Below are 20891 nucleotides of genomic sequence, written 5' to 3'. Positions count from 1 at the left end.
GGGCGGGCCGCCGGAATGATTCCCTGCGGCCCGCCCGCCTCAACGCAGCACGACCCGCGGCTCCCCGGCCCGGTCGAGCTCCAGGACCCACACCTCGTTCGCCCCCTCGCGCAGCACTGGGCCCGGCACGTACAAGGTGTGCTGCGGGCCCGTCGACCAGTAGCGGCCCAGGCAGAATCCGTTCACCCACACGAAGCCCCGCCCCCAGCCCGGCAGTTCGAGCGCCGCGTCCCCGGCCCCTGACACCTCGAAGGACCCTCGGTACAGGCCCCGCCCCTCGCCCCCGGCCGCCGCCGACGCGGACGGCAGAGAGGCCACCCCGGAAGCCGTGAACGCGTCCAGGCGCAGCCCCCGCGCCCGCACCCCGTGCAGGAACTGCCGCTCGTGCAGCAGCCCGCCCGTGATCCCCTTCGGCTCACCCGTGCGCGGCCCGTAGTTGACCCGCCCCAGGGACTCCACCCACAGCTCTACGCGCGCGTGCCCCGCAACGTCCTCCGTGAGCCGAGATTCCTCCTCCGTGAGCACCCCGGCCCGCTCCCCGTCCACGTACACGACGGCCAGGTCCCGCAGCCCGCGCGCCCGCAGCGGATACGGCTGCCGGGGCCCCGGCACGGTCACCGCGTACCGCACCAGGCCACGGTCCACGTCAAGCTCCTCGAACGACGGCGGCACCGCGTACTCGGCCTCAGGGCCGCCCAGCGCCTCAAGGACCCCGTCCAGGGCCGTGAACGCCGTCAGCCCGGCCGTGACCGGGCCCGCGAGCGCTGCCGGCTGCCCCGGCACCTCCGGCAGCGGACCCTCCGCGTACGCGGCGAGGACCTCCCGGAACAGCCAGAACTTCTCCGTGGGGCGGCCGAACTCGTCGATCGGGGCGTCGTAGTCGTACGACGTGACATCCGGCTCCAGCGGGCCCTCGTGCAGCGCGCCACCACCCCGGTTCGCGCCCGCCCAGCCCCCGAAACTCGTCCCGCCGTGCGCCATGTACAGGTTCACGGACGCCCCGCACTCCAGGATCTCCCGCAGGGCCTGCGCCGCCTCCCGCGGATCCCGCACGACGTGCTCCGCACCCCAGTGGTCGAACCAGCCGCACCAGAACTCCATGCACATCAAAGGCCCCCCGGAACGGTGCCTACGTAGCGCCGCGAAGGCCCCACGCGCGCGTGAGCCGAAGTTCACCGTCGCAAGAACCCCCGGAACCGAACCCCCGCTCAGCATGTGACCCTCGGGCCCGTCCGACGTGAACAGCGGCACCGTCACCCCGAGCCCCACAAGAAGGTCGGCAACAGCCCGCAAGTAATGCTGGTCCGAGCCGTAACTGCCGTACTCGTTCTCCACCTGCACCATCAGCACCGGACCACCCCGGTCGACCTGCCGCTCAACGATGTGCGGCAACAACACCCCGAACCAGCGCTCCACCGCCGCCAAGAACTCCGCGTCCCGGGTCCGCGCCCGCGCCCCCAACGGCCCCGTCACCCAGTGCGGAAGCCCCCCGTTCTCCCACTCCGCACAGATGTAGGGCCCCGGCCGCACGATCACCCACAGCCCCTCCCGCCGCGCCGCGTCCAGGAAACGCCCCACCGCCGCCACATCGCACACCTCACCGGGGCGCGGCTCGTGCAGATTCCACGGCACGTACGTCTCCACACAGTTCAGGCCCATCGCCCGCAGCATCCGCAGCCGGTGCGCCCACTGCTCCTCGTGCACCCGGAAGTAGTGCAGGGCCCCCGACAACAGCCGCACCGGCCGCCCGTCCACCTCGAAGTCGTCCCCGCCCACCCGGAAATCCGTCATCACGTGCTCCTCATCGCCCGATGGGCGCGGCACCCACCGGCCGCCACCCTCACCTCTGGCGGCCGACGGGGTCCATGGACAAAGATCGGCCGGTGTTGGACGGGGACGCCCGCACGCACCACCACGGGAGGGGACAAATGGCCACGTATCACACCTGGATGCGGTACTTCACACCCAGCCCGGCCCACCACCGCCTCGGCCTCGTCTGCCTCGGCGTCGGACTCCAGCACGGGCCACTGCCCACCGTCGGACCCCGCACCCTCGACCACCACGTCGCCGTCGTCATCACCGCGGGCAACGGCTGGTACCAGGACGCCGAAGGCCGCCGAACCACCCTCACGGCCCCCGCCCTGATCTGGCTCACCCCCGGCCGCCCCCACCACTACGGCGCCGACCCCGACACCGGCTGGGACGAGTGCTTCGTCGACTTCACCGGGCCCGCCACCACCACGTACACCGAACTCGGCTACATCGAACCCGACCGCCCCGTCGTCCCCCTCGCCGACGCCGCCCAGCCCCGCGCCGCCGTCGCCCGCATCGCCCGCGCCGCCCGCCGCGGCAACCCGCTCCTCGAAGTGGAGACCGGCGCCGCCGTCCACGAACTCCTCGTCGCCCTGCGCCGCGCCCGCGCCGACCTCGCCCCCGACGGAGACCCCGTCCTCCAGGCACTCGCCCGCGACGCCTTCCAGCCGCTGTCCGTCGCCGCACACGCCGCCCGGCACGGCATGACCCCCGCCGAACTGCGCACCGCCGTCCGCCGCGGCGCGGGCATGAGCCCCAAGGACTACCTCCTCGGCATCCGCCTCGGCCGCGCCAAAGAACTCCTCGCCGCGACAGAACTCCCCGTCGCCGCCGTCGCCCGCCGCGTCGGCTACGACGACCCCGCCTACTTCTCCCGCCTGTTCACCCGCCGCGTCGGCACCGCACCCGTCCGCTTCCGCGAACAACAGGGCCGCGCCGTGCCCGGCGGCTGGTCCGACAAGATCCCCGACCCCGACGACCCACCCATGCTCCACGTAGGGTGATCCGTCATGACCACCAGCAAGCCGAACGACAAGCCGGCAGCCGACCCGGCCGTCCGCGCCGAGCTCGCCCGCCTGCGCGACAGCATCGACAACATCGACGCCGCCGTCGTCCACATGCTCGCCGAGCGCTTCAAATGCACCCAACAGGTCGGCCACCTCAAGGCCGAACACGACCTCCCCCCGGCGGACCCGGCCCGCGAATCCCGCCAGATCGAACGCCTCCGCCAACTCGCGGAGAACGCCAAACTCGACCCGGCCTTCGCCGAAAAATTCCTCAACTTCATCATCAGCGAGGTAATCCGCCACCACGAACAAATCGCAGCCCAATCAAGCCCCGCCGGCGACCTATAAAGCCCCTCCGGCGATTGAGGAGCGGGGTCCGGGGCAGAGCCCCGCGAGCTCAACCCCGGTCGGGCGAAACAATCACCCTGGCCCCCGCCGGAGGCGTACGGCAGCATTACCGCATGCCCGTACTGACACGCAGCGAAGCACAAACCCGAGCCCAGCTCATCGACGTCGAGCGCTACACCGTCGCCCTCGACCTCACCGTCGGAGACACCACCTTCGACTCCCGCACCGTGATCCGGTTCACCGCACACACCGCGGGCGACACCTTCGCCGAGCTCAAGCCCGCCGAACTGCGCACCGTCACCCTCGACGGGCAGCCCCTCGACCCCACGACCCTCGCCGACAACCGGCTCCCCCTCACCGGCCTCACCCCAGGCACCCACGAGCTGCGCATCGACGCCTCCATGCGCTACTCGCACACCGGCGAGGGCATGCACCGCTTCACCGACCCCACCGACGGCGAGACATACACGTACACGCAGCTGTTCATGGAAGACGTCCAGCGCGTCTTCGCCGCCTTCGACCAGCCCGACCTCAAGGCGACCTTCGACCTCACCGTCACCGCCCCCGAAGGCTGGACCGTCCTCTCCAACGGCGTCACCGAACACCTGGGGGAGGGCCGCTGGCAGGCCGCCACGACCCCGCTGCTCTCCACGTACCTGATCGCCGTCGCCGCAGGCCCCTGGCACTCCGTGCGCACCGAACACCGCGGCCTCCCCTTCGGCCTGCACTGCCGCCGCTCCCTCGCTCCCCACCTCGACGCCGACGCCGAAGAAATCCTCGACGCCACGCGCGCGTGCTTCGACCGCTACCACGAGAAGTTCGAGGAGCCCTACCCCTTCGACTCCTACGACCAGGCCTTCGTCCCCGAGTTCAACGCCGGAGCCATGGAGAACCCCGGCCTCGTCACCTTCCGCGACGAGTTCGTCTACCGCTCCGCCGTCACCGACACCGAACGACAGACCCGCGCCATGGTCATCGCCCACGAAATGGCCCACATGTGGTTCGGCGACCTCGTCACCCTCAAGTGGTGGGACGACATCTGGCTCAACGAGTCGTTCGCCGAGTACATGGGCTACCAGACCCTCACCGAAGCCACCCGCTTCACGGACACCTGGATCGACTTCGGTGTCGCCCGCAAAACCTGGGGATACGACGCCGACCAGCGCCCCTCCACCCACCCCGTCGCCCCCGAATCCGTGCCCGACACGGCCTCCGCCCTCCTCAACTTCGACGGGATCTCCTACGCCAAGGGCGCCTCCGCACTGCGCCAACTGGTCACCTGGCTCGGCGAGAAGGACTTCCTCGCCGGCATCAACACCCACTTCAAGCGCCACAAATTCGGCAACGCCACCCTCGCCGACTTCATCGAATCCCTCGCCTCCGGCACCGAACGCGACGTACACGCCTGGGCCGACACCTGGCTGCGCACCACCGGCGTCGACACCCTCACCACATCCGTCTCCGAGGGCGACGACACGTGGACACTCACCGTCGACCGCGAGGGCAACCGCCCCCACCGCATCGCGATCGGCCTCTACGACCACGCCCCCGCCGGCGCACACGGCTTCGTCCTACGGGAACGCATCGATGTAGAAGTCCCTTCCAGCGAACGCGAGTTGACCTTCCGCGGTAGCCGACGCCCCGCCCTGATCGTCCCCAACGACCAGGACCTCACCTACGCCAAGATCCGCCTCGACACCGCATCCGCGGAAGCCGCCCAGCGCGGCCTGTCCGGCATCCCCGACGCCCTCACCCGCACCGTCGTGTGGAACACACTGCGCGACATGGTCCGCGACGGCGAACTCCAGCCCGCCACCTACCTGGAGACCGTCGCCACCCACCTCCCCGAGGAGAGCGACCTCGCCCTCGTCCAGGGCGTCCTCACCTTCGCCCACACCCAGGTCGCAGACCGGTACACCCACCCCGCCGAGCGGCCCGAAGCCCTCGACGTCATCAACACCCTGTGCGAAGACCTCGTCCGCCGCACCGAGGACGGCAGCCGCCCAGGGCTCCGCCTCACCGCCGTACGCCACCTCATCGACGCCGCACAACACGCCGACGTCATCCGCGACTGGTACGACTCCGGAGCCGTCCCCGGCGGACCCGAACTCGACCCCGAACTGCGCTGGCGCATCCTCGGCCGGCTCAGCGTCCTCGGCGCCGTCGACGAAGCCGTCATCGAGGCCGAACTCGCCCACGACCCCAGCGCCACCGGCCAAGAAGGCGCCGCCCGCTGCCACGCCGCCCTGCCCGACCCCCAGACCAAGGCCGAGGCCTGGGCCGCCATGTTCCCCACGGACCCCGCCCACGACCTCTCCAACTACCTCTTCACCGCCACGGCCCAGGGCTTCTGGCAACCCGAACAGACCGACCTCCTGCGCCACTACGTCCCCCGCTACTTCACCGACGCCACCACGCTCGCCGCACGCCGCGGCCCCGCGATCGCCGAGGCAGCGGGCCGCCACGCGTTCCCCGTCTACGCCATCGACCCGGACACGCTCAGCGTCGGCACCCAGCACACACCGGACGCCATCCCGGCCCTGCACCGCAAACTCACCGACCAACTCGACGACCTCCGCCGGGCGTTGCGCGTCCGCAATTCAAGCCCCGCCGGCGATTGAGGCGCGGGGTCCGGGGCAGAGCCCCGATCTTTTCAGCCCCTGCGGCGATTGAGCAGCGGGGTCCGGGGCGGAGCCCGCGACGTAGGTACGCCCGACCACCCACTTAGCACACCCACCCCACTACACAACCCCACCCCTACCACTTTCGGGTCACCTTCACCGGTCCGGCGGACGCATCAGCACGCAAACGGCAAGCTGATGCATCACATACGCCAACCACGCAAAGGACCCGAATGCGCAACACGCCGCCCCTCGCCGGAGGTACCCAAGGCCCCGACGCCCTGCGGCCGTTGCTCGCCACTGTCCTCGACGCCCTGCACAAGGGGGCCGCCCACCGCGGCGGCCCCCTCCCGGCCGGCGGCCCCGAAGCCGTCACGGCACAACTCCACCACGACGTGGGCGAGTTGCTGCCCACCCACGGCACAGGCCCCGAGGAAGCGCTGCGCACCCTCGTCACCGCCCTCACCGAAGGCGCCGCCGACCCCGCCGACCCCCTGTGCGCCGCACACCTGCACTGCCCACCGCTCGCCGTCGCCACCGCCGCCGACCTCGCCGCGAGCGCGCTCAACCCCTCCATGGACTCCTGGGACCAGGCCCCCGCAGCCTCCGCCCTCGAAGCCCTCGTCACCACCACCCTCGCCCACGAGGTCTACGGCCCCCAGGACGAAGGCCCCACCCCCGACGCCCTCGTCACCACCGGCGGCACCGAAGCCAACCAGCTCGCCGTCCTCCTCGCCCGCGAAGCCGCCGCCCCCGGCGAACCGGTCCACCTCTTCGTAGGCGCCAACGCCCACCACAGCCTCGCCCGCGCCGCCTGGCTCCTCGGCCTGCCCGACCCCGTCACCGTGCCCGCCCCCGCCGGCACCCTCGACCCGGCCGCCCTCGACGAAGCACTCACCGCACTCCCGGGCCCCAAACTCGTCGCCGCCACCGCAGGCACCACCGACGCCGGACTCATCGACCCGCTCCCCGAAATCGCCGACATCTGCGAGCGGCACGGCGCCCGCCTCCACATCGACGCCGCCTACGGCGCAGGCGCCCTCTTCAGCCCCCGCGAAGCCCCCAAGCTGAACGGCCTCGCCCGCGCCCACACCGTCGCCCTCGACCTGCACAAACTCGGCTGGCAACCCGTCGCCGCCGGCATCCTCGCCGTACGCGACACCACCGAAACCGGCGCCCTCGGCCACCAGGCCGACTACCTCAACGCCGACGACGACACCGAAGCAGGCCTCCCCGACCTCCTCGGCCGCTCCCTGCGCACCACCCGCCGCCCCGACATCCTCAAAACGGCCGTCACCTTCAAGGCCCTCGGCCGCGCCGGACTCGCCGCCCTCGTCGACGACGTCACCGCGCTCGCCCACCACCTTGCACAACTCATCGACGCTCACCCCCACTTCGAGCTGTACGACACCCCCACCCTCACCACCGTCCTCTTCCGCCCCACCGGCGCCACCGACGAGCGCCTCGCCACCATCCGCCGCACCCTCCTCACCGAAGGCCGCGCCGTCCTCGGCCGCGCCCGCATGGACGGAAAGCTCCACCTCAAAGCCACCCTGCTCAACCCGCACGCCACCCCCGAAGACCTCACCGCCCTCCTGGACCTGGTGGAAGGACACACGCCCCGATGACAGCCGCGCCCACCCCCAACCGCGCCACACCCCCCACCGAAGCACCCCGCGACCTCGTCGGCATCGGCATCGGCCCCTTCAACCTCTCCCTCGCCGCCCTCGCCCACCCCCTCACCGAACTCGACACCGCTTTCTACGAACAGCGCCCCGCCTTCCACTGGCACCCCGGTCTGCTCATCGAAGGCGCCACGCTCCAAGTCCCGTTCCTCGCCGACCTGGTGACCCTCGCCGACCCCACCAGCCACTGGAGCTTCCTCAACTACCTCAAAACCCGCGAACGCCTCTTCCCCTTCTACTTCGCCGAGCGCTTCCACATCCAGCGCGCCGAATACGACGCCTACTGCCGCTGGGTCAGCGAAAACCTCCCCGGACTCCACTTCTCCCACCAGGTCGACGCCGTCCGCTGGAACACCGAACGCGCCCTCTTCGAAGTCGACTTCACCCAACTCGACGCCGAAGGCGAAGCAGAAGCCCTCGGCCGCACATACACGAAAAACGTCGCCATCGGCGTCGGCACCGCCCCCTACATCCCCGAACCCCTCAAACCGCTCGCCGACGCCCCCACCGTCCCCGTCCTCCACTCAGCCGACTACCTCACCCACCGCGAACGCCTGCTCGCCGCCGAACACATCACCGTCATCGGCAGCGGCCAATCCGGCGCCGAAATCTTCCTCGACCTCCTCAGGTCCCGCCCCGCAGGCCGCGAAAAAATCACCTGGCTCGCCCGCAGCGAAGCCTTCGCACCCATGGAATACAGCAAACTCGGCCTCGAACACTTCACCCCCGACTACAGCCACTACTTCCACCACCTCCCCGAAGCCGAACGCGACCGCCTCGTCCCCGCACAGTGGCAACTCCACAAAGGCATCGACGCCGACACCATCGCCGCCATCCACGAAGAGCTCTACCAACGCACCCTCGACGGCGGCTGGCCCGACGCCACCCTCACCCCCGGCGTCAGCATCCGCACCGCCGGACGCGTCGCCACCACCAAGATCGAACTCCACCTCGAACACCGCCAACAAGGCACCCGCTCCCGCCTCACCACCGACGCCGTCGTCCTCGCCACCGGCTACAAAGAACGCCCCCTCAGCGGCATGCTCACCGGCCTCGACCCCTACCTGCGCCGCGACCACTCCGAACGCCCCCGCATCGACGACCACTTCCGCCTCGTCCTCGACGACCGCGTCCAAGGCTCCGTCTACGTTCAGAACGCCGAACGCCACACCCACGGCGTCGGCGCCCCCGACCTCGGACTCGCCGCCTGGCGCAGCGCCACCATCCTCAACTCCCTCACCGGCAAAGACCCCTACCCCCAGCCCCGCCGCACCGCCTTCACCACCTTCGGCCTCACCGGACACGACCACCGCGCCCCCCTGCCAGGACAACAGACAGGAGAGCGCGGCACCATGGTCAAACTCCAGGACTGACCGGTCGACCCACTACGGGAAAACCGGCGCCCCGTCCCGCGTCAACTTCCAGTCCACCGAAGCGAAATCGGCCGGATCCAGCACACCCTTCGCCGTCACCCACTCCGCGATCCGCGTCCGGATCTCCGTCGACTCCGACCACAACTCCTTCGCCGACGCCACATGCGGGAACGCGCCACCACCGTTCGCCCGATAATTGTTCACCGCGAACACGAACTCCGCCGCGTCATCCAAATCCTTGCCGTCGAACTTCACGTTCTTGATCCGCGCACCCGCCGCCTGCGCGATATCGATGTCGTACGTCAACCCCGACACATAGTCGTAGTTGTAGTCCGGCCGATTCCCCGCATTCGTCAGCTTGTCGACGTCGACATCCGCACCCGCCGCCGTCTGCACGAAATACTCCGCCGAATACTCCAGATACGCCCGCACCTGCGCACCTGTCAACAACTTCGCCACCAACGTGTTGTCGTACACATACAGACTCGACAGATCCCGGATGGTGACATCCCCCGCCGGGATCTCCGACGTACGCGAGAACGGCGAAGCCTGCGAAAGGACCGGCAGCGACGCGTACTCCGTCGACGCCAGCGCCTTCGTCACCACATCCGCCTGCACCTTGTTGATCAGATCGATGATCGGCGCATCCTTGTAGCGGGCATCCGTCGTCGTCAGCGCCACCTTCGCCGTGCCCACGACCTGATTGACGTACTCCACCACCACCTCGTGCTGCTCCCGCAGCAACTTCGAGATCTCCGGGTCATCCGCCACAGCATTCGTGTTCCGCAACGACGCCTTCACCGACTCGACCGTCCAACGCCCCTTCTCCCAGACCAGATCGAAGTCGAACAACGCCAACCGCTCGGCGAAACACAGCGGTTCGGACAGAACGACCGTCTTCCCCGTTTCCTCATTCGTCACCAACTGCTGCTCGATCTCGACATGCGCGTGCCCCACCAGAATCGCGTCGACCCCCGGCACCTGCTTCGCGACATTCGCCGCCGCATTCTCCACATACGGCACCTGATCCCCGTACGACGACTGCCCCGAAGCCCCCGAATGCGCCGACACGATCACCACATCCGCACCCATCGACCGCAGCCTCGGCACCCACTTCGCCGCCTGCTCCTCAAGCCCCGGGAACTTCAACACACCCTGCACATACGCCTTGTCCCAAATCGCGATCCCCGGATTGGTCAATCCGAGGACCGCCACCTTCACATCCTTGCCGTGCGGAGTACGCAACCGCGTCATGAAGTACGGCGCAAAAGCCGGCCGCTCCGTCTTCGCATCCACCGCATTCGCACCCAACAACGGAAACTCGCACTGCGACTCGAACTTCCTGAGCGTGTCAATGCCGTAGTTGAACTCGTGGTTACCCAGCGCCACCGCGTCATACCCGATCGCGTTCATCGCCCGCGCCATCGGATGCACCGGACCACCATCCGCCGTGATCGGATCCACCTTCGCGTAGTAATACGTCAGCGGAGTGCCCTGAATCGTGTCCCCGGCGTCGATGAGAAGAGTGTTCCTCCGCCCCCTCTCCTCCCGCACCTGATCCACCAGCGTCGAGATCCGCGCCAGCCCCTGCGCATTGCCGTCCGCATCCGCGTAATCGGCATTCTTGAAGTAGTCCCAGTTGAAGACATGACCGTGCAGATCCGTCGTCCCCATCACGGTGAACGCGTACCGCTTCCGCTTCTTCTGCCGTGCCGCGACCGCCGGCGACGCCACGGCACCAGTCAGCGCCACCCCGGCACCGGTCGCGGCCGATCTCTCCAGAAAGGACCTGCGGTTCAACGCCATCGAAGCTCTCCTCAGTCACGGAACGTGCGTACCCGAACGAACAGTTGCAACGCGCGTAGATTCTGGCGCAGAACCCCCAACGCGCAACAGTCCCAACAGGTTTCGTTTCGATGACCAACCGCCGACCCCGGCCAATGCCAAGGTGGACCCATGACCAACGACCACCAGAACGCCACCCCCGAAGCCCCACGCATCGCGGTCCGCGGCGAAGCCCACATCGAAGCCGAACCCGAAATCGCCCGCATCGGCATCACCGTCACCGCCCGCGGCACCGACCGCCGCACCGCCCTCGAAGACCTCACCCGCCGCAACACCCACGTACTCGACCTCATCAAAAGCTACGGAGACGCCCTCGACAAAACCGCCACCGGCACCCTCTCCATCACCCCCGAACTCACCAAACGCGGCCGCGGCGAACGCATCCGCACCTACCACGGCCGCGTCCACATCACCGCCGACCTCACCGACTTCACCGCACTCGGCGAACTCACCACCCGCCTCGCAGACCTCGACCTCACCAGCGTCGACGGCCCCTACTGGTCCCTGCGCCCCACCTCGCCCGTACACGCCCAAGCACGCCAACAAGCCGTCCGCGAAGCCGTCCAACGCGCCCGCGAATACGCCGAAGCCCTCGGCACCACCCTCGCCGCACTCATCGAAATCGCCGACATCGGCGCCGGCGAAACCTTCCAACCCGGCGCACCCCGCGCCATGATGCGCTCCGCCGCCTACGGAGGAGAAGCCGCAGAACCCGCCCCCGCACTCGACCTCGAACCCCAACGACAACGCGTACGAGCCGAAGTCAACGCCCGCTTTACGATGCACCCACCGACACTCTGAACGAGACCGAACCCGCGCCACATTCGCTCATCCGAGCACCTGGCCGCCCACATTCAACCCTTGTCAATAGCCCTTCACGCAAAGGTTGTTGAGTAGTCATGACCGACCAATTCCCTACCCGCCGGTAAGGTCTAGGCTCGAAACATGCGCCGAGCAAAGATCGTCTGCACCCTGGGCCCCGCCACCGACTCGTACGAGCAGATCAAAGCACTCGTCGAAGCCGGAATGGACGTAGCCCGCTTCAACCTCAGCCACGGCACCTACGCCGAACACGAGGAGCGCTACCAGCGCGTGCGAAAGGCCTCCGACGAAACCGGCCGCAGCGTCGGAATCCTCGCCGACCTTCAAGGCCCGAAGATCCGACTCGGCCGATTCAGCGAAGGACCCGTACTACTCGAACGCGGCGACGAGTTCACCATCACCGTCGAAAGCGGCATCCAAGGCGACCGCCACACCTGCGGCACCACCTACGACGGCCTCGCCCAAGACGTCACCACCGGCGAACGCATCCTCGTCGACGACGGCAAAGTCACCCTCGAAGTCACCGGAGTCGACGGACCCCGCGTCCGCACCCGCGTCATCGAAGGCGGCATGGTCTCCGACCACAAGGGCCTCAACCTCCCAGGCGTCGCCGTCTCCGTCCCCGCCCTCTCCGACAAGGACGAAGCCGACCTCCGCTGGGCCCTGCGCACCGGCGCCGACGTCATCGCACTCTCCTTCGTCCGCAGCGGCCGCGACATCGAAGACGTCCACCGCATCATGAACGAAGAGGGCCGCCACCTCCCCGTCATCGCCAAGGTGGAAAAGCCCCAAGCCGTCGACAACATCGACGACATCGTCGCCGCATTCGACGGCATCATGGTCGCCCGCGGCGACCTCGGCGTCGAAATGCCACTCGAACAAGTCCCGATCGTCCAAAAGCGCGCCATCAAACTGGCGAAGCGCAACGCGAAACCGGTCATCGTCGCGACCCAAATGCTCGACTCGATGATCGACAACTCCCGCCCCACGAGGGCTGAGGCCAGCGACGTCGCGAACGCCGTCATCGACGGCACCGACGCCGTCATGCTCTCCGGCGAAACCAGCGTCGGCAAATACGCCATCGAAACGGTCAAGGTCATGGGCCGCATCGTCGAAGCGGCAGAAGAGGACATCCTAGCCAAGGGCCTCCCGCCCCTGACCGAACGCAACAAGCCCCGCACGCAAGGCGGCGCGGTTGCCCGCGCGGCGGCGGAAATGGGCGACTTCCTCGGAGCGAAATTCCTGGTGGCCTTCACACAGTCCGGCGACACCGTCCGCCGCCTGTCCAGGTACCGCTCCCCGATCCCCCTCCTCGCCTTCACCCCGGACTCGGCGACGCGCTCCCAGCTCAACCTCACGTGGGGCGTGGAGACGTTCCTGGGGCCGCACGTCGACTCGACCGACGCGATGGTCGCGCAGGTCGACGAACAGTTGTTGAAGATCGGCCGCTGCAAGAAGGGCGACGTGGTCGTCATCACGGCCGGCTCCCCTCCAGGCGTCGCCGGCTCCACGAACCTGGTCCGCATCCACCACATCGGCGAGGACGACAGCCCCAAGTAGGGGTGGGCGGGTCAGTACTTGGGGCCGATGTGGGTGTCGAGCAAGGCGACGTCTGTTTTGCGGGCGACTGAGATGTTGAATGGGTTGCCGTGGCGTGTGCAGTGGGTCCATGTGACGTTGAGCTTGTCCAGGGTGTCCGTGTACAGCTGCCGGATGCAGTCGGACTTGTTGGCGAAGAAGTACCGCGGGTACTCGTAGCGCTTCCGCTCACCGCCGACGAGCCGGGTCGTCCAATTCGTGATGCGGCATCCGTCGGAGTGGATGAGCCCCCGGACGAACTCCCACGGGTGGGCGTCGACGATCTCCTGTTGCCAGGCGGCGAGCATGATCTTGCGATCGTGCTTCTTGCCGGGACCGTGCTGGGGGAAGAGGCAGGGGAGGTGCTTCGAGTAGACCTTCACGTTATGGCATCCGGTTCGTCGGACCCGGCACACGCTGTTGTCCGGAAACACTGACCGCATCGCGGCTTCCGTCTCGTTGGCGATGCCGGGCCAAGCGTCGGCGCACGTCACCATCAGGTTCGGGACGCGGTGCCCCGAGTAATGACTGATGTGGCCATCGCCCAGGTACTGGCCGAGCAGGTACGAGTACGCGGCCTTATCCAGCGGGCGGCCATCGCAGCGGGGGCAGGTCGGATCGTGCGAGCCGGGGCACTCGCCCCGTTTCGCTCGGTCCATGTGGAGCCAGTACGAGACTGTGCCCAGGGGGACGTCGAGGCTGCGTGCGACGTCCGCGTTCTTGGCTCCGCCGTGGAGGAGTGTGATGGCGCGCTGCCGGGTTTCCAGCGGATGCATGTTCATGCGTTGATCGTGCATTGCTATGCGGCGATGCGACGCAAAAAAGCGGATGTTCACGAGAACGTGAACATCCGCTTCGAGGAAGTGCCCGGTGTGGGATTCGAACCCACATGTTCTTTCGAACAGATGTGTTTGAGACATCAGCGTATGCCATTCCGCCAACCGGGCAAGGTGGGGTGAGCTGCGGGAAAGCATACCCGGTCTCCGTGGGGCGCCGCAGCTAGGTAGGCTCTAGCTGCAGCCCCCAGCCTGCCCGAACAAGGAGCGCCCCCGTGACCGCCCCCGAGACGCCCGAGCCCGTAGACGCCGTCGACGACGACAAGTCGCACGTCCCGCCGCTGACGACCCGCGTCGTCATCGCCGAGGACGAGGCCCTCATCCGCCTCGACCTCAAAGAGATGCTCGAGGAAGAGGGCTACTCCGTCGTGGGCGAGGCCGGCGACGGTGAGCAGGCCGTTGAGCTGGCCCGTGAGCACAAGCCCGACCTCGTGATCCTCGACGTGAAGATGCCGAAGATGGATGGCATCAGCGCGGCGGAGAAGATCGCCGGTGAGTCGATCGCCCCGGTTCTGATGCTGACCGCGTTCTCGCAGCGCGACCTGGTGGAGCGTGCGCGTGACGCCGGTGCGATGGCGTACCTGGTGAAGCCGTTCAGTAAGAGCGACGTCGTGCCGGCGATCGAGATGGCCGTGTCCCGCTTCACGGAGCTGAAGACGCTGGAGAACGAGGTCGCGGACCTTACGCAGCGGCTTGAGACGCGGAAGCTGGTGGACCGGGCGAAGTCGGTTCTGCAGACGGAGTACGGCCTGACGGAGCCGGCGGCGTTCCGGTGGATTCAGAAGACGTCGATGGATCGCCGGCTGTCGATGCAGCAGGTGGCTGAGGCGGTCATTCAGGACGCCGAGGAGAAGAAGGCGTCGAAGGGCTGAAGCCAGGCTCAGCCAAGCAATGTGGCCCGTGTCCCTTTCGAGGGGCACGGGCCACATTCACGTAAGGCCATCAGTCCTCGCCGAGGTACGCCTTGCGTACGGATTCGTCGTGGAGGAGGTCCTCGCCGCTGCCGGACAGGACGATCGAGCCGACCTCCATCACATGTCCCTGGTCCGCCAGCGAGAGTGCCGCCTGCGCGTTCTGTTCGACCAGCAGGATCGTCGTGCCTTGGGCCTTGAGTTCGTTGATGGTCGACATGATCTTCTGCATCATGATCGGGGAGAGGCCCATGGAGGGCTCGTCCAGCATCAAGAGCTTCGGCTGGGACATCAACGCCCGCCCCATGGCCAGCATTTGCTGCTCGCCGCCGGACAGCGTTCCCGCCGCCTGCTTTCTGCGCTCCCCCAGGATCGGGAACAGCTCGTACGCCCGCTGCATGTCCTTTTCGACGGCTGCCTGGTCGCGGCGGAGGAATGCGCCGAGTTGGAGGTTTTCCGCGATGGTGAGGCGCGGGAAGATGCGGCGGCCTTCGGGGGAGTGGGCCAGCCCCATGGCGACGATCTTGTGAGCGGGGACGGTGGCGAGTGGTTGTCCCGCGAAGGTGATCTTGCCGGCGGACGGTTTCAGCAGCCCCGACAGCGTGCGCAGTGTGGTCGTCTTGCCGGCGCCGTTGGTGCCGATGAGGGTGACGACCTGGCCTTCCTCCACGCTGAAGGAGATGCCTTTGACGGCTTCGATCTTGCCGTAGGCGACCTTGAGGTCTTCGACCTCGAGCAGTGCGGTCACTGGTCGTTTCCTTCCCCGCCGGCCTGGGCCTCCGCGGCCTGGACTTCTTCGATGGCGGTGTCTTCGGGTGCGCCTTCGAAGGGGGTGCCGAGGTAGGCGGCGATGACGCGTTCGTCGCCTTGGACGACGTCGCTGGTGCCCTCCACCAGCTTTTCTCCTTGGACCAGGACGGCGACGCGGTCGCAGAGGTTGAAGATGAAGCGCATGTCGTGCTCGATGACGAGGACGGCGACGCCCTTGTCGCGGATGGCGACGACCAACTCTTCGGTGGCGCGGGTTTCTTGGGGGTTCATTCCCGCTGTCGGCTCGTCGAGCAGGAGCAGGCCCGGTTCACTTGCCAGCGCCCTCGCGATTTCCAGCTTGCGTTGTTCTCCGTACGGGAGATTCCGCGCGAGGTGGTCGCGTTTGTGGGCGAGGCCGATGAATTCGAGGAGTTCCATGGCGCGTTCTTCGCTGCCGCGTTCGGCCTTGCGGAAGCCGGGGCCGCGCAGGAGGGCCGACCACAGGCCTTCCTTGGTCCTGGTGTGGCGGCCCACCAACACGTTTTCCAGCACTGTCATGTTGGCGAAGAGGCGGATGTTCTGGAAGGTGCGGGCGACGCCTGCTTGGGTGACGAGGTGGGATTGGGGTGGGAGGACGGTGCCCCGGTAGGAGACGCTGCCTTCGGTGGGGGTGTAGAGGCCGGTGAGGCAGTTGAAGAAGGTTGTTTTGCCGGCGCCGTTGGGGCCGATGAGGCCGACGATTTCGCCTTGGTCGACGTGGAGGTCGACGTTTCGTACGGCGGTGAGGCCGCCGAAGCGCATGGTGACGCCGTTTGCCTGGAGCACTGTGTTTGTTGTCGCCGTGGTCATCGGGGTCACGCTCCTGCCTTGGTCGTTGCCGTGGTGGCGGTGCCGGGCAGGCTCGTTTGGTCGGGGACGTCGAGTTGGCCGGTGTCGTGGAATTCGAGTTTTTTGCGCCGGTCGGCGATGAGGCCTTCGGGGCGGAAGCGCATGAGGAGGACGAGGGCGAGGCCGAAGAGGAGGAGTTGGTAGTCGCCGATGAACTGGAGTTTGGCGGGGATGAGGTAGAGCAGTGCTGCGCCGATGAGGGGGCCGCTGACGGTTCCCATGCCGCCGAGGATGACGGCGGCGAGGAGGAATGCGGAGTTGGGTGGTGCGTTTTCGACGAAGACGTATTGGTCGGGGGTGACGGAGTACTGGATGTGGCCTTGGACGGCTCCGGCCATGCCGGCGAGGGAGGCGCCGAGGGCGAAGGCGAGGAGTTTGAGGCGGAAGGCGTTGATGCCCATGGCGCGGGCGGCTGTTTCGTCTTCGCGGATGGCGACCCAGGCGCGGCCGATGCGGCTGGAGCCTGCGCGGCGGAAGACGGTCACGACGATGATCGTGAAGAAGAGCATCAGTAGGTAGTAGTTGGCGAATCGGCCGAGGTCGACGCCGAGGACGGTGTGGGTTTCGCCGAAGTCGAATCCGAAGATTTTGAGGTCGGGGATGTTGGCGATGCCGTTGGGTCCGTTGGTGACGTCGGGGCCGGATTGGCCGTCGAGGTTGTTCATGGTGATGCGGAAGATCTCGCCGAAGCCGAGGGTGACGATGGCGAGGTAGTCGCCGCGTAGTCGCAGGGTGGGGGCGCCGATGAGGATGCCGAAGACGAGGGAGGCGCCTGCGCCGGTGAGGACGGCTGCCCAGAAGGGGAAGTGGACGCCGATGGTGGAGTCGGCGGAGCCGGAGACGAGGGCGGCTGCGTAGGCGCCGACGCCGAGGAAGGCTACGTAGCCGAGGTCGAGGAGTCCTGCGAGGCCGACGACGACGTTGAGGCCGAGGGCGACGGTGGCGAAGACGAGGATGTTGGCGGCGACGTTGGTGTAGGTGTCGTTGGACTGGGTGAAGGGGAAGGCGGCTGCGGCGACGAAGGCGGCGGTGAGGGAGATGCTGCGGTGTTTGTTGGTGAGGGTGGTGATGCGGGAGATGAGGCCGCTCTTGGTGAGGGCGGTGCCGCCGAAGAGGATGAGGACGAGGTAGCCGACGAAGAGTTCGCCGTATTCGGTGTCGATGCCGTACGTGAAGACGTAGAGGGCGATGCCGAAGGAGACGGCGATGATGAGGATTTCGGCCCAGGCGGGCAGCACTGTGGTGGTGGGGCGTGGGGCGGGTGCTTTGAGGCTGTGGCGGAAGCGGGCCCAGGCGCGGGTGGCTTCGTCGTCCTTGGTGTCGGCGGGGAGGCCGAGGGCGAGGACGGTGGTGGCGAGGGCGGCGATGCCGGCGATCCAGGCGCCTGGTTCGAGGTTGGCGGTGCCGCCGAGTTTCGCGGAGATGGCGCCCATGGTGTAGCCGGTGGTGCCGAGGGTGCCGAGGGCGAAGAGGAGTGTGGGGGCGGTGTTGCCGCCGGGGGTGAGCCAGCGCAGGCCGCGGGTGCCGAGTCCGGAGAGGGCGAGTAGCAGGGTGAGTGCGGCGCCGATGAGGGTGAGGACTTGGAGGCCGCCGGGGTAGCCGGTGACGGTGAGGTCGCCGGGGAATTCTTCGGTCCAGGTCCAGGCGAGGAAGGTGCTGGCTGCTGTGAGGAGGGCGGCTGTGGCGGTGCCGTAGCGGGCGGCCTTCTCGGGCAGTGGGATGAGTGCCTGGGGCGTCTTGGTGGTGGTGGTGTCTGTCATGGTGATCACGCCCTGTCCGAAACGCGTTCTCCGAGCAGGCCCTGGGGGCGCAGCAGGAGGACGAGGATGAGGAGGACGAAGGCCCAGACGTCCTTCCAGGCTCCGCCGCCGAGGAGTTCCATGCCGGGGATGTCCTGGATGTAGGCGGTGGCGAGGGCTTCGGCGAGGCCGAGGGCGAGGCCGCCGATCATGGCGCCGTAGATGTTGCCGATGCCGCCGAGTACGGCGGCGGTGAAGGCTTTGAGGCCGGCGATGAAGCCCATTTTGAAGCCGACTTGGCCGTATTTGAGGCCGTAGGCCATGGCGGCGACTGCTGCGAAGGCGCCGCCGATGGCGAAGGCGGTGACGACGATGCGGTCGGTGTTGATGCCCATGAGCTTGGCGGTGTCGGGGTCTTGGGAGGTGGCTTGCATGGCGCGGCCGGTGCGGGTTTTGGCGACGAAGAAGGCGAGGGCGGCCATGCAGATGGGGGCGGCGATGATGAGGAAGATGTCGCCGCGTTGGAGGTTGAAGGCGCCGAGGTCGAAGGGGCCGCCCTTGAACTGGGGGAAGGTGCGGTCGGATTTGGCGTTGGGGTAGAAGGCCCAGATGGCTTGCTGGAGGGTGATGGAGAGGCCGATGGCGGTGATGAGGGGTGCGAGGCGTGGGGCGTTTCTGAGGGGGCGGTAGGCGAAACGTTCCGCGCCGACGGCGATGAGGACGGAGCAGGTGATGCCCATCAGGAGCATGAGGGGCAGGGCGATGGCGAGGTTGGTTCCGGTGGGGAGCCAGAGATACATGGTGAGGGCGCCGAAGCCGCCGATCATGTAGATCTCGCCGTGGGCGAAGTTGATGAGCTGGATGATGCCGTAGACCATGGTGTAGCCGACGGCTATGAGGCCGTACAGGGCTCCGAGGATCAGGCCGTTGACCAGCTGCTGCGGCAGATCGTGCACCGCTGGGCCTCCGAGGTGGGGTCAAGTGCGGGGACGCGGGGGGCTGTTGGTGGGTGCCCCCCGCGTTGTGGGCCGGGTGGGGGAGTGGCCGGGGTCGGGCCGGGCTCCCCCGTGGGTGCTACTGCTCCAGCTCGCCGGTCTTGACGGGGACGATCTGGCCCTTCTTGACCTGGTAGACGGTGAGCGTCTTGTTGGTGGTGTCGCCGTACTTGTCGAAGGAGACCTGGCCGGTCACGCCGTTGAAGCTGACCTTCTGGGTGGCTTCGGTGATCTGCTTGCGGGCTTCGTTGAAGTCGCTGGGCAGCTTGCCGTCGTTCTTGGCGACGACGGACTTGACGGCTTGGATGACGGCCCAGGCGGCGTCGTAGGAGAGGCCGCCGTAGGTCTCGTAGGGCTCCTTGTAGCCGGCGGCCTTGTAGTCGGCGATGAACTTCTTGGCGGTGTCGAGCTTGGCGACGGGGGCGCCGACGGAGGTGGCGAAGTCGCCGTTGGCCGCGGAGCCGGCGAGCTTGACGTAGTCGGCGCTCTGCAGGGCGTCGCCGCCGATGACGGGGATCTTGGCGCCGGCGTCCTTGATCTGCTTGGAGAGCGGGGCGCCGTTGGGGTATTCGCCGCCGAAGTAGACGAAGTCGGCGCCGGAGTTCTTGACCTTGGTGGAGATGGCGCCGAAGTCGCGGTCGTCCTTGTTGATGTGGTCGCTGGCGACGACCTTTCCGCCGAGCTTCTTGAATTCGTCGCGGAAGGTCTGGGCGAGTCCTGCGCCGTAGGTGAGCTTGTTGTCGATGACGTACACCTTTTTCAGCTTGAGCTGGTTGTAGGCGTACTGGGCGGCGAAGGGGCCCTGGAGTGCGTCGGTGGTGGCGGTGCGGAAGTAGCTGTCGAAGGGACGCTGTTTGGTCTTCAGGTAGTTGGTGCCCTGGGTCAGCGTCGGGTTGGTGTTCGCCGGTGAGATGACGGCGAGGTGGGCGGAGTCGAAGGTCTTCTGCATCGACTGGGCGACGTTGGAGTTGAGGGGTCCTACGACGCCGAGGACGTCCTTCATGCCGACGAGTTTGGTGGCGTTCTGTCCGCCGGTGGAGGCGTTGGAGACGTCGTCGAGCGGTTCGGTCTTGAAGGTGACGCCGGGTACTTCCTTGTTCTTGTTGGCGATCTTCGCGGCCAGGTGGACGGAGTTCTTGATGCCGAGTCCGATGGCCGAGAGGTCGCCGCTGAGGGGGGCGTCCATCCCGATGACCACGGTGGTCTTGCTGCCGCCGCCGCTGGACTTTTTGTCGTCGTCGCGCGATCCGCAGGCGGTGAGTGTGAGTGCTCCGGTGGTGAGCACGGCGGTGAGTATGAGCAAAGAACGGTGTCGCACGATCATTCCTCTCCCTGGCGCGGCCCCCTGGTCCAGGGGCCGTGTGTCTCGCCGGGCCGTACGGAGTGGTACAGGGGCCGTGCAAGTGGAGCGCCCGGCGGCGCGGTGACTGGCCGTGACTATAAGCGCAGGTGGCGGGGTGGAGCGTGGGTGCGGGAGAGGCTGTGACGTTCTTGTTATGCCGGGCGTGCCGCTCGGGCGGGGCGGACCATGATCACCTCAAGTCCCGTAGTGGAACGGGGTGTTCTCAAGATCGATACGGTCGGGTACGCCCCGTGAGTGTCGACAGGGCTACGCGGTGCGACGTTCTCATTGCTTCGTTGCGGCAGAGGTAACCGAGTGTTACCGGCGTGTGAGTTCGGT

General features: G+C 67.7%; 16 protein-coding genes and 1 tRNA gene. 8 read left to right on the top strand and 9 right to left on the bottom strand.

Annotation, left to right across the window (positions count from 1 at the left end; translation table 11 throughout):
* Positions 1-39 precede the first annotated feature (39 nt).
* On the bottom strand, positions 40-1791 hold the full coding sequence (locus ACWD2L_RS13305; protein ID WP_351337072.1) for a glycoside hydrolase family 35 protein: 1752 nt from the start codon (positions 1789-1791) through the stop codon (positions 40-42).
* A gap of 137 nt (positions 1792-1928) precedes the next feature.
* Here ACWD2L_RS13305 and ACWD2L_RS13300 point away from each other — a divergent pair, with 137 nt between their 5' ends.
* From ACWD2L_RS13300 to ACWD2L_RS13280, 5 genes are all read left to right on the top strand, one after another.
* Entirely contained in the window at positions 1929-2816 is an 888-nt protein-coding gene (locus ACWD2L_RS13300; RefSeq protein ID WP_351337075.1) for a helix-turn-helix domain-containing protein, read from the top strand.
* Positions 2817-2822: 6 nt separating this feature from the next.
* Entirely contained in the window at positions 2823-3167 is a 345-nt protein-coding gene (locus ACWD2L_RS13295) for a chorismate mutase (protein ID WP_351337077.1), read from the top strand.
* A gap of 113 nt (positions 3168-3280) precedes the next feature.
* Entirely contained in the window at positions 3281-5788 is a 2508-nt protein-coding gene (gene pepN, locus ACWD2L_RS13290) for an aminopeptidase N (RefSeq protein WP_351337080.1), read from the top strand.
* A 233-nt stretch (positions 5789-6021) separates the two neighbouring features.
* Positions 6022-7416, top strand: coding sequence for a pyridoxal phosphate-dependent decarboxylase family protein (locus tag ACWD2L_RS13285; RefSeq protein ID WP_351337083.1), 1395 nt, complete (start codon positions 6022-6024; stop codon positions 7414-7416).
* On the top strand, positions 7413-8846 hold the full coding sequence (locus tag ACWD2L_RS13280; protein WP_351337086.1) for a lysine N(6)-hydroxylase/L-ornithine N(5)-oxygenase family protein: 1434 nt from the start codon (positions 7413-7415) through the stop codon (positions 8844-8846). The genes ACWD2L_RS13285 and ACWD2L_RS13280 overlap by 4 nt, the downstream gene beginning before the upstream one ends.
* Before the next feature lie 12 nt (positions 8847-8858).
* Here the strand turns inward: ACWD2L_RS13280 and ACWD2L_RS13275 are convergent, their stop codons facing one another.
* Positions 8859-10652 (bottom strand): bifunctional metallophosphatase/5'-nucleotidase, encoded by a 1794-nt coding sequence (locus tag ACWD2L_RS13275; protein ID WP_351337088.1) that lies wholly within the window; start codon positions 10650-10652, stop codon positions 8859-8861.
* A 150-nt stretch (positions 10653-10802) separates the two neighbouring features.
* Between ACWD2L_RS13275 and ACWD2L_RS13270 the strand changes: the two genes are divergently transcribed.
* Both ACWD2L_RS13270 and pyk read left to right on the top strand, forming a co-directional pair.
* The gene (locus tag ACWD2L_RS13270) at positions 10803-11492 is read left to right on the top strand and encodes an SIMPL domain-containing protein (RefSeq protein ID WP_351337089.1); all 690 of its coding nucleotides are present in this window, start codon (positions 10803-10805) and stop codon (positions 11490-11492) included.
* A gap of 144 nt (positions 11493-11636) precedes the next feature.
* A complete protein-coding gene (pyk, locus tag ACWD2L_RS13265) occupies positions 11637-13073 on the top strand; it encodes a pyruvate kinase (RefSeq protein WP_351337092.1) in 1437 nt (478 codons plus the stop codon).
* Between the two features lie 11 nt (positions 13074-13084).
* Here pyk and ACWD2L_RS13260 read toward each other — a convergent pair whose 3' ends face one another.
* Positions 13085-13873 (bottom strand): RNA polymerase sigma factor sigma-70 region 4 domain-containing protein, encoded by a 789-nt coding sequence (locus tag ACWD2L_RS13260; protein WP_351337095.1) that lies wholly within the window; start codon positions 13871-13873, stop codon positions 13085-13087.
* An 82-nt stretch (positions 13874-13955) separates the two neighbouring features.
* Positions 13956-14038, bottom strand: a tRNA-Leu gene (locus tag ACWD2L_RS13255).
* A gap of 104 nt (positions 14039-14142) precedes the next feature.
* Here ACWD2L_RS13255 and ACWD2L_RS13250 point away from each other — a divergent pair.
* Positions 14143-14799 (top strand): ANTAR domain-containing response regulator, encoded by a 657-nt coding sequence (locus ACWD2L_RS13250; protein ID WP_266720737.1) that lies wholly within the window; start codon positions 14143-14145, stop codon positions 14797-14799.
* A gap of 70 nt (positions 14800-14869) precedes the next feature.
* Here the strand turns inward: ACWD2L_RS13250 and ACWD2L_RS13245 are convergent, their stop codons facing one another.
* From ACWD2L_RS13245 to ACWD2L_RS13225, 5 genes are all read right to left on the bottom strand, one after another.
* Positions 14870-15586, bottom strand: a complete 717-nt coding sequence (locus ACWD2L_RS13245) for an ABC transporter ATP-binding protein (RefSeq protein WP_351337098.1) — start codon at positions 15584-15586, stop codon at positions 14870-14872.
* Positions 15583-16437, bottom strand: a complete 855-nt coding sequence (locus tag ACWD2L_RS13240) for an ABC transporter ATP-binding protein (RefSeq protein WP_351337101.1) — start codon at positions 16435-16437, stop codon at positions 15583-15585. The genes ACWD2L_RS13245 and ACWD2L_RS13240 overlap by 4 nt, the downstream gene beginning before the upstream one ends.
* A gap of 5 nt (positions 16438-16442) precedes the next feature.
* Positions 16443-18236, bottom strand: a complete 1794-nt coding sequence (locus tag ACWD2L_RS13235) for a branched-chain amino acid ABC transporter permease (protein ID WP_351337104.1) — start codon at positions 18234-18236, stop codon at positions 16443-16445.
* Positions 18237-18241: 5 nt separating this feature from the next.
* Entirely contained in the window at positions 18242-19171 is a 930-nt protein-coding gene (locus tag ACWD2L_RS13230) for a branched-chain amino acid ABC transporter permease (RefSeq protein WP_351337107.1), read from the bottom strand.
* Between the two features lie 118 nt (positions 19172-19289).
* On the bottom strand, positions 19290-20528 hold the full coding sequence (locus ACWD2L_RS13225; protein WP_351337109.1) for a branched-chain amino acid ABC transporter substrate-binding protein: 1239 nt from the start codon (positions 20526-20528) through the stop codon (positions 19290-19292).
* Positions 20529-20891: the final 363 nt, after the last annotated feature.

Source organism: Streptomyces sp. NPDC002754 (assembly GCF_053592315.1).
This window is presented reverse-complemented; position numbering and strand designations above follow the sequence as displayed.

Coding starts and splice junctions, on each gene's coding strand:
- ACWD2L_RS13305 (WP_351337072.1), bottom strand. CDS start 1,791: ATGACGGATTTCCGGGTGGGCGGGGACGACTTCGAGGTGGACGGGCGG.
- ACWD2L_RS13300 (WP_351337075.1), top strand. CDS start 1,929: ATGGCCACGTATCACACCTGGATGCGGTACTTCACACCCAGCCCGGCC.
- ACWD2L_RS13295 (WP_351337077.1), top strand. CDS start 2,823: ATGACCACCAGCAAGCCGAACGACAAGCCGGCAGCCGACCCGGCCGTC.
- pepN (WP_351337080.1), top strand. CDS start 3,281: ATGCCCGTACTGACACGCAGCGAAGCACAAACCCGAGCCCAGCTCATC.
- ACWD2L_RS13285 (WP_351337083.1), top strand. CDS start 6,022: ATGCGCAACACGCCGCCCCTCGCCGGAGGTACCCAAGGCCCCGACGCC.
- ACWD2L_RS13280 (WP_351337086.1), top strand. CDS start 7,413: ATGACAGCCGCGCCCACCCCCAACCGCGCCACACCCCCCACCGAAGCA.
- ACWD2L_RS13275 (WP_351337088.1), bottom strand. CDS start 10,652: ATGGCGTTGAACCGCAGGTCCTTTCTGGAGAGATCGGCCGCGACCGGT.
- ACWD2L_RS13270 (WP_351337089.1), top strand. CDS start 10,803: ATGACCAACGACCACCAGAACGCCACCCCCGAAGCCCCACGCATCGCG.
- pyk (WP_351337092.1), top strand. CDS start 11,637: ATGCGCCGAGCAAAGATCGTCTGCACCCTGGGCCCCGCCACCGACTCG.
- ACWD2L_RS13260 (WP_351337095.1), bottom strand. CDS start 13,873: ATGAACATGCATCCGCTGGAAACCCGGCAGCGCGCCATCACACTCCTC.
- ACWD2L_RS13240 (WP_351337101.1), bottom strand. CDS start 16,437: ATGACCACGGCGACAACAAACACAGTGCTCCAGGCAAACGGCGTCACC.
- ACWD2L_RS13235 (WP_351337104.1), bottom strand. CDS start 18,236: ATGACAGACACCACCACCACCAAGACGCCCCAGGCACTCATCCCACTG.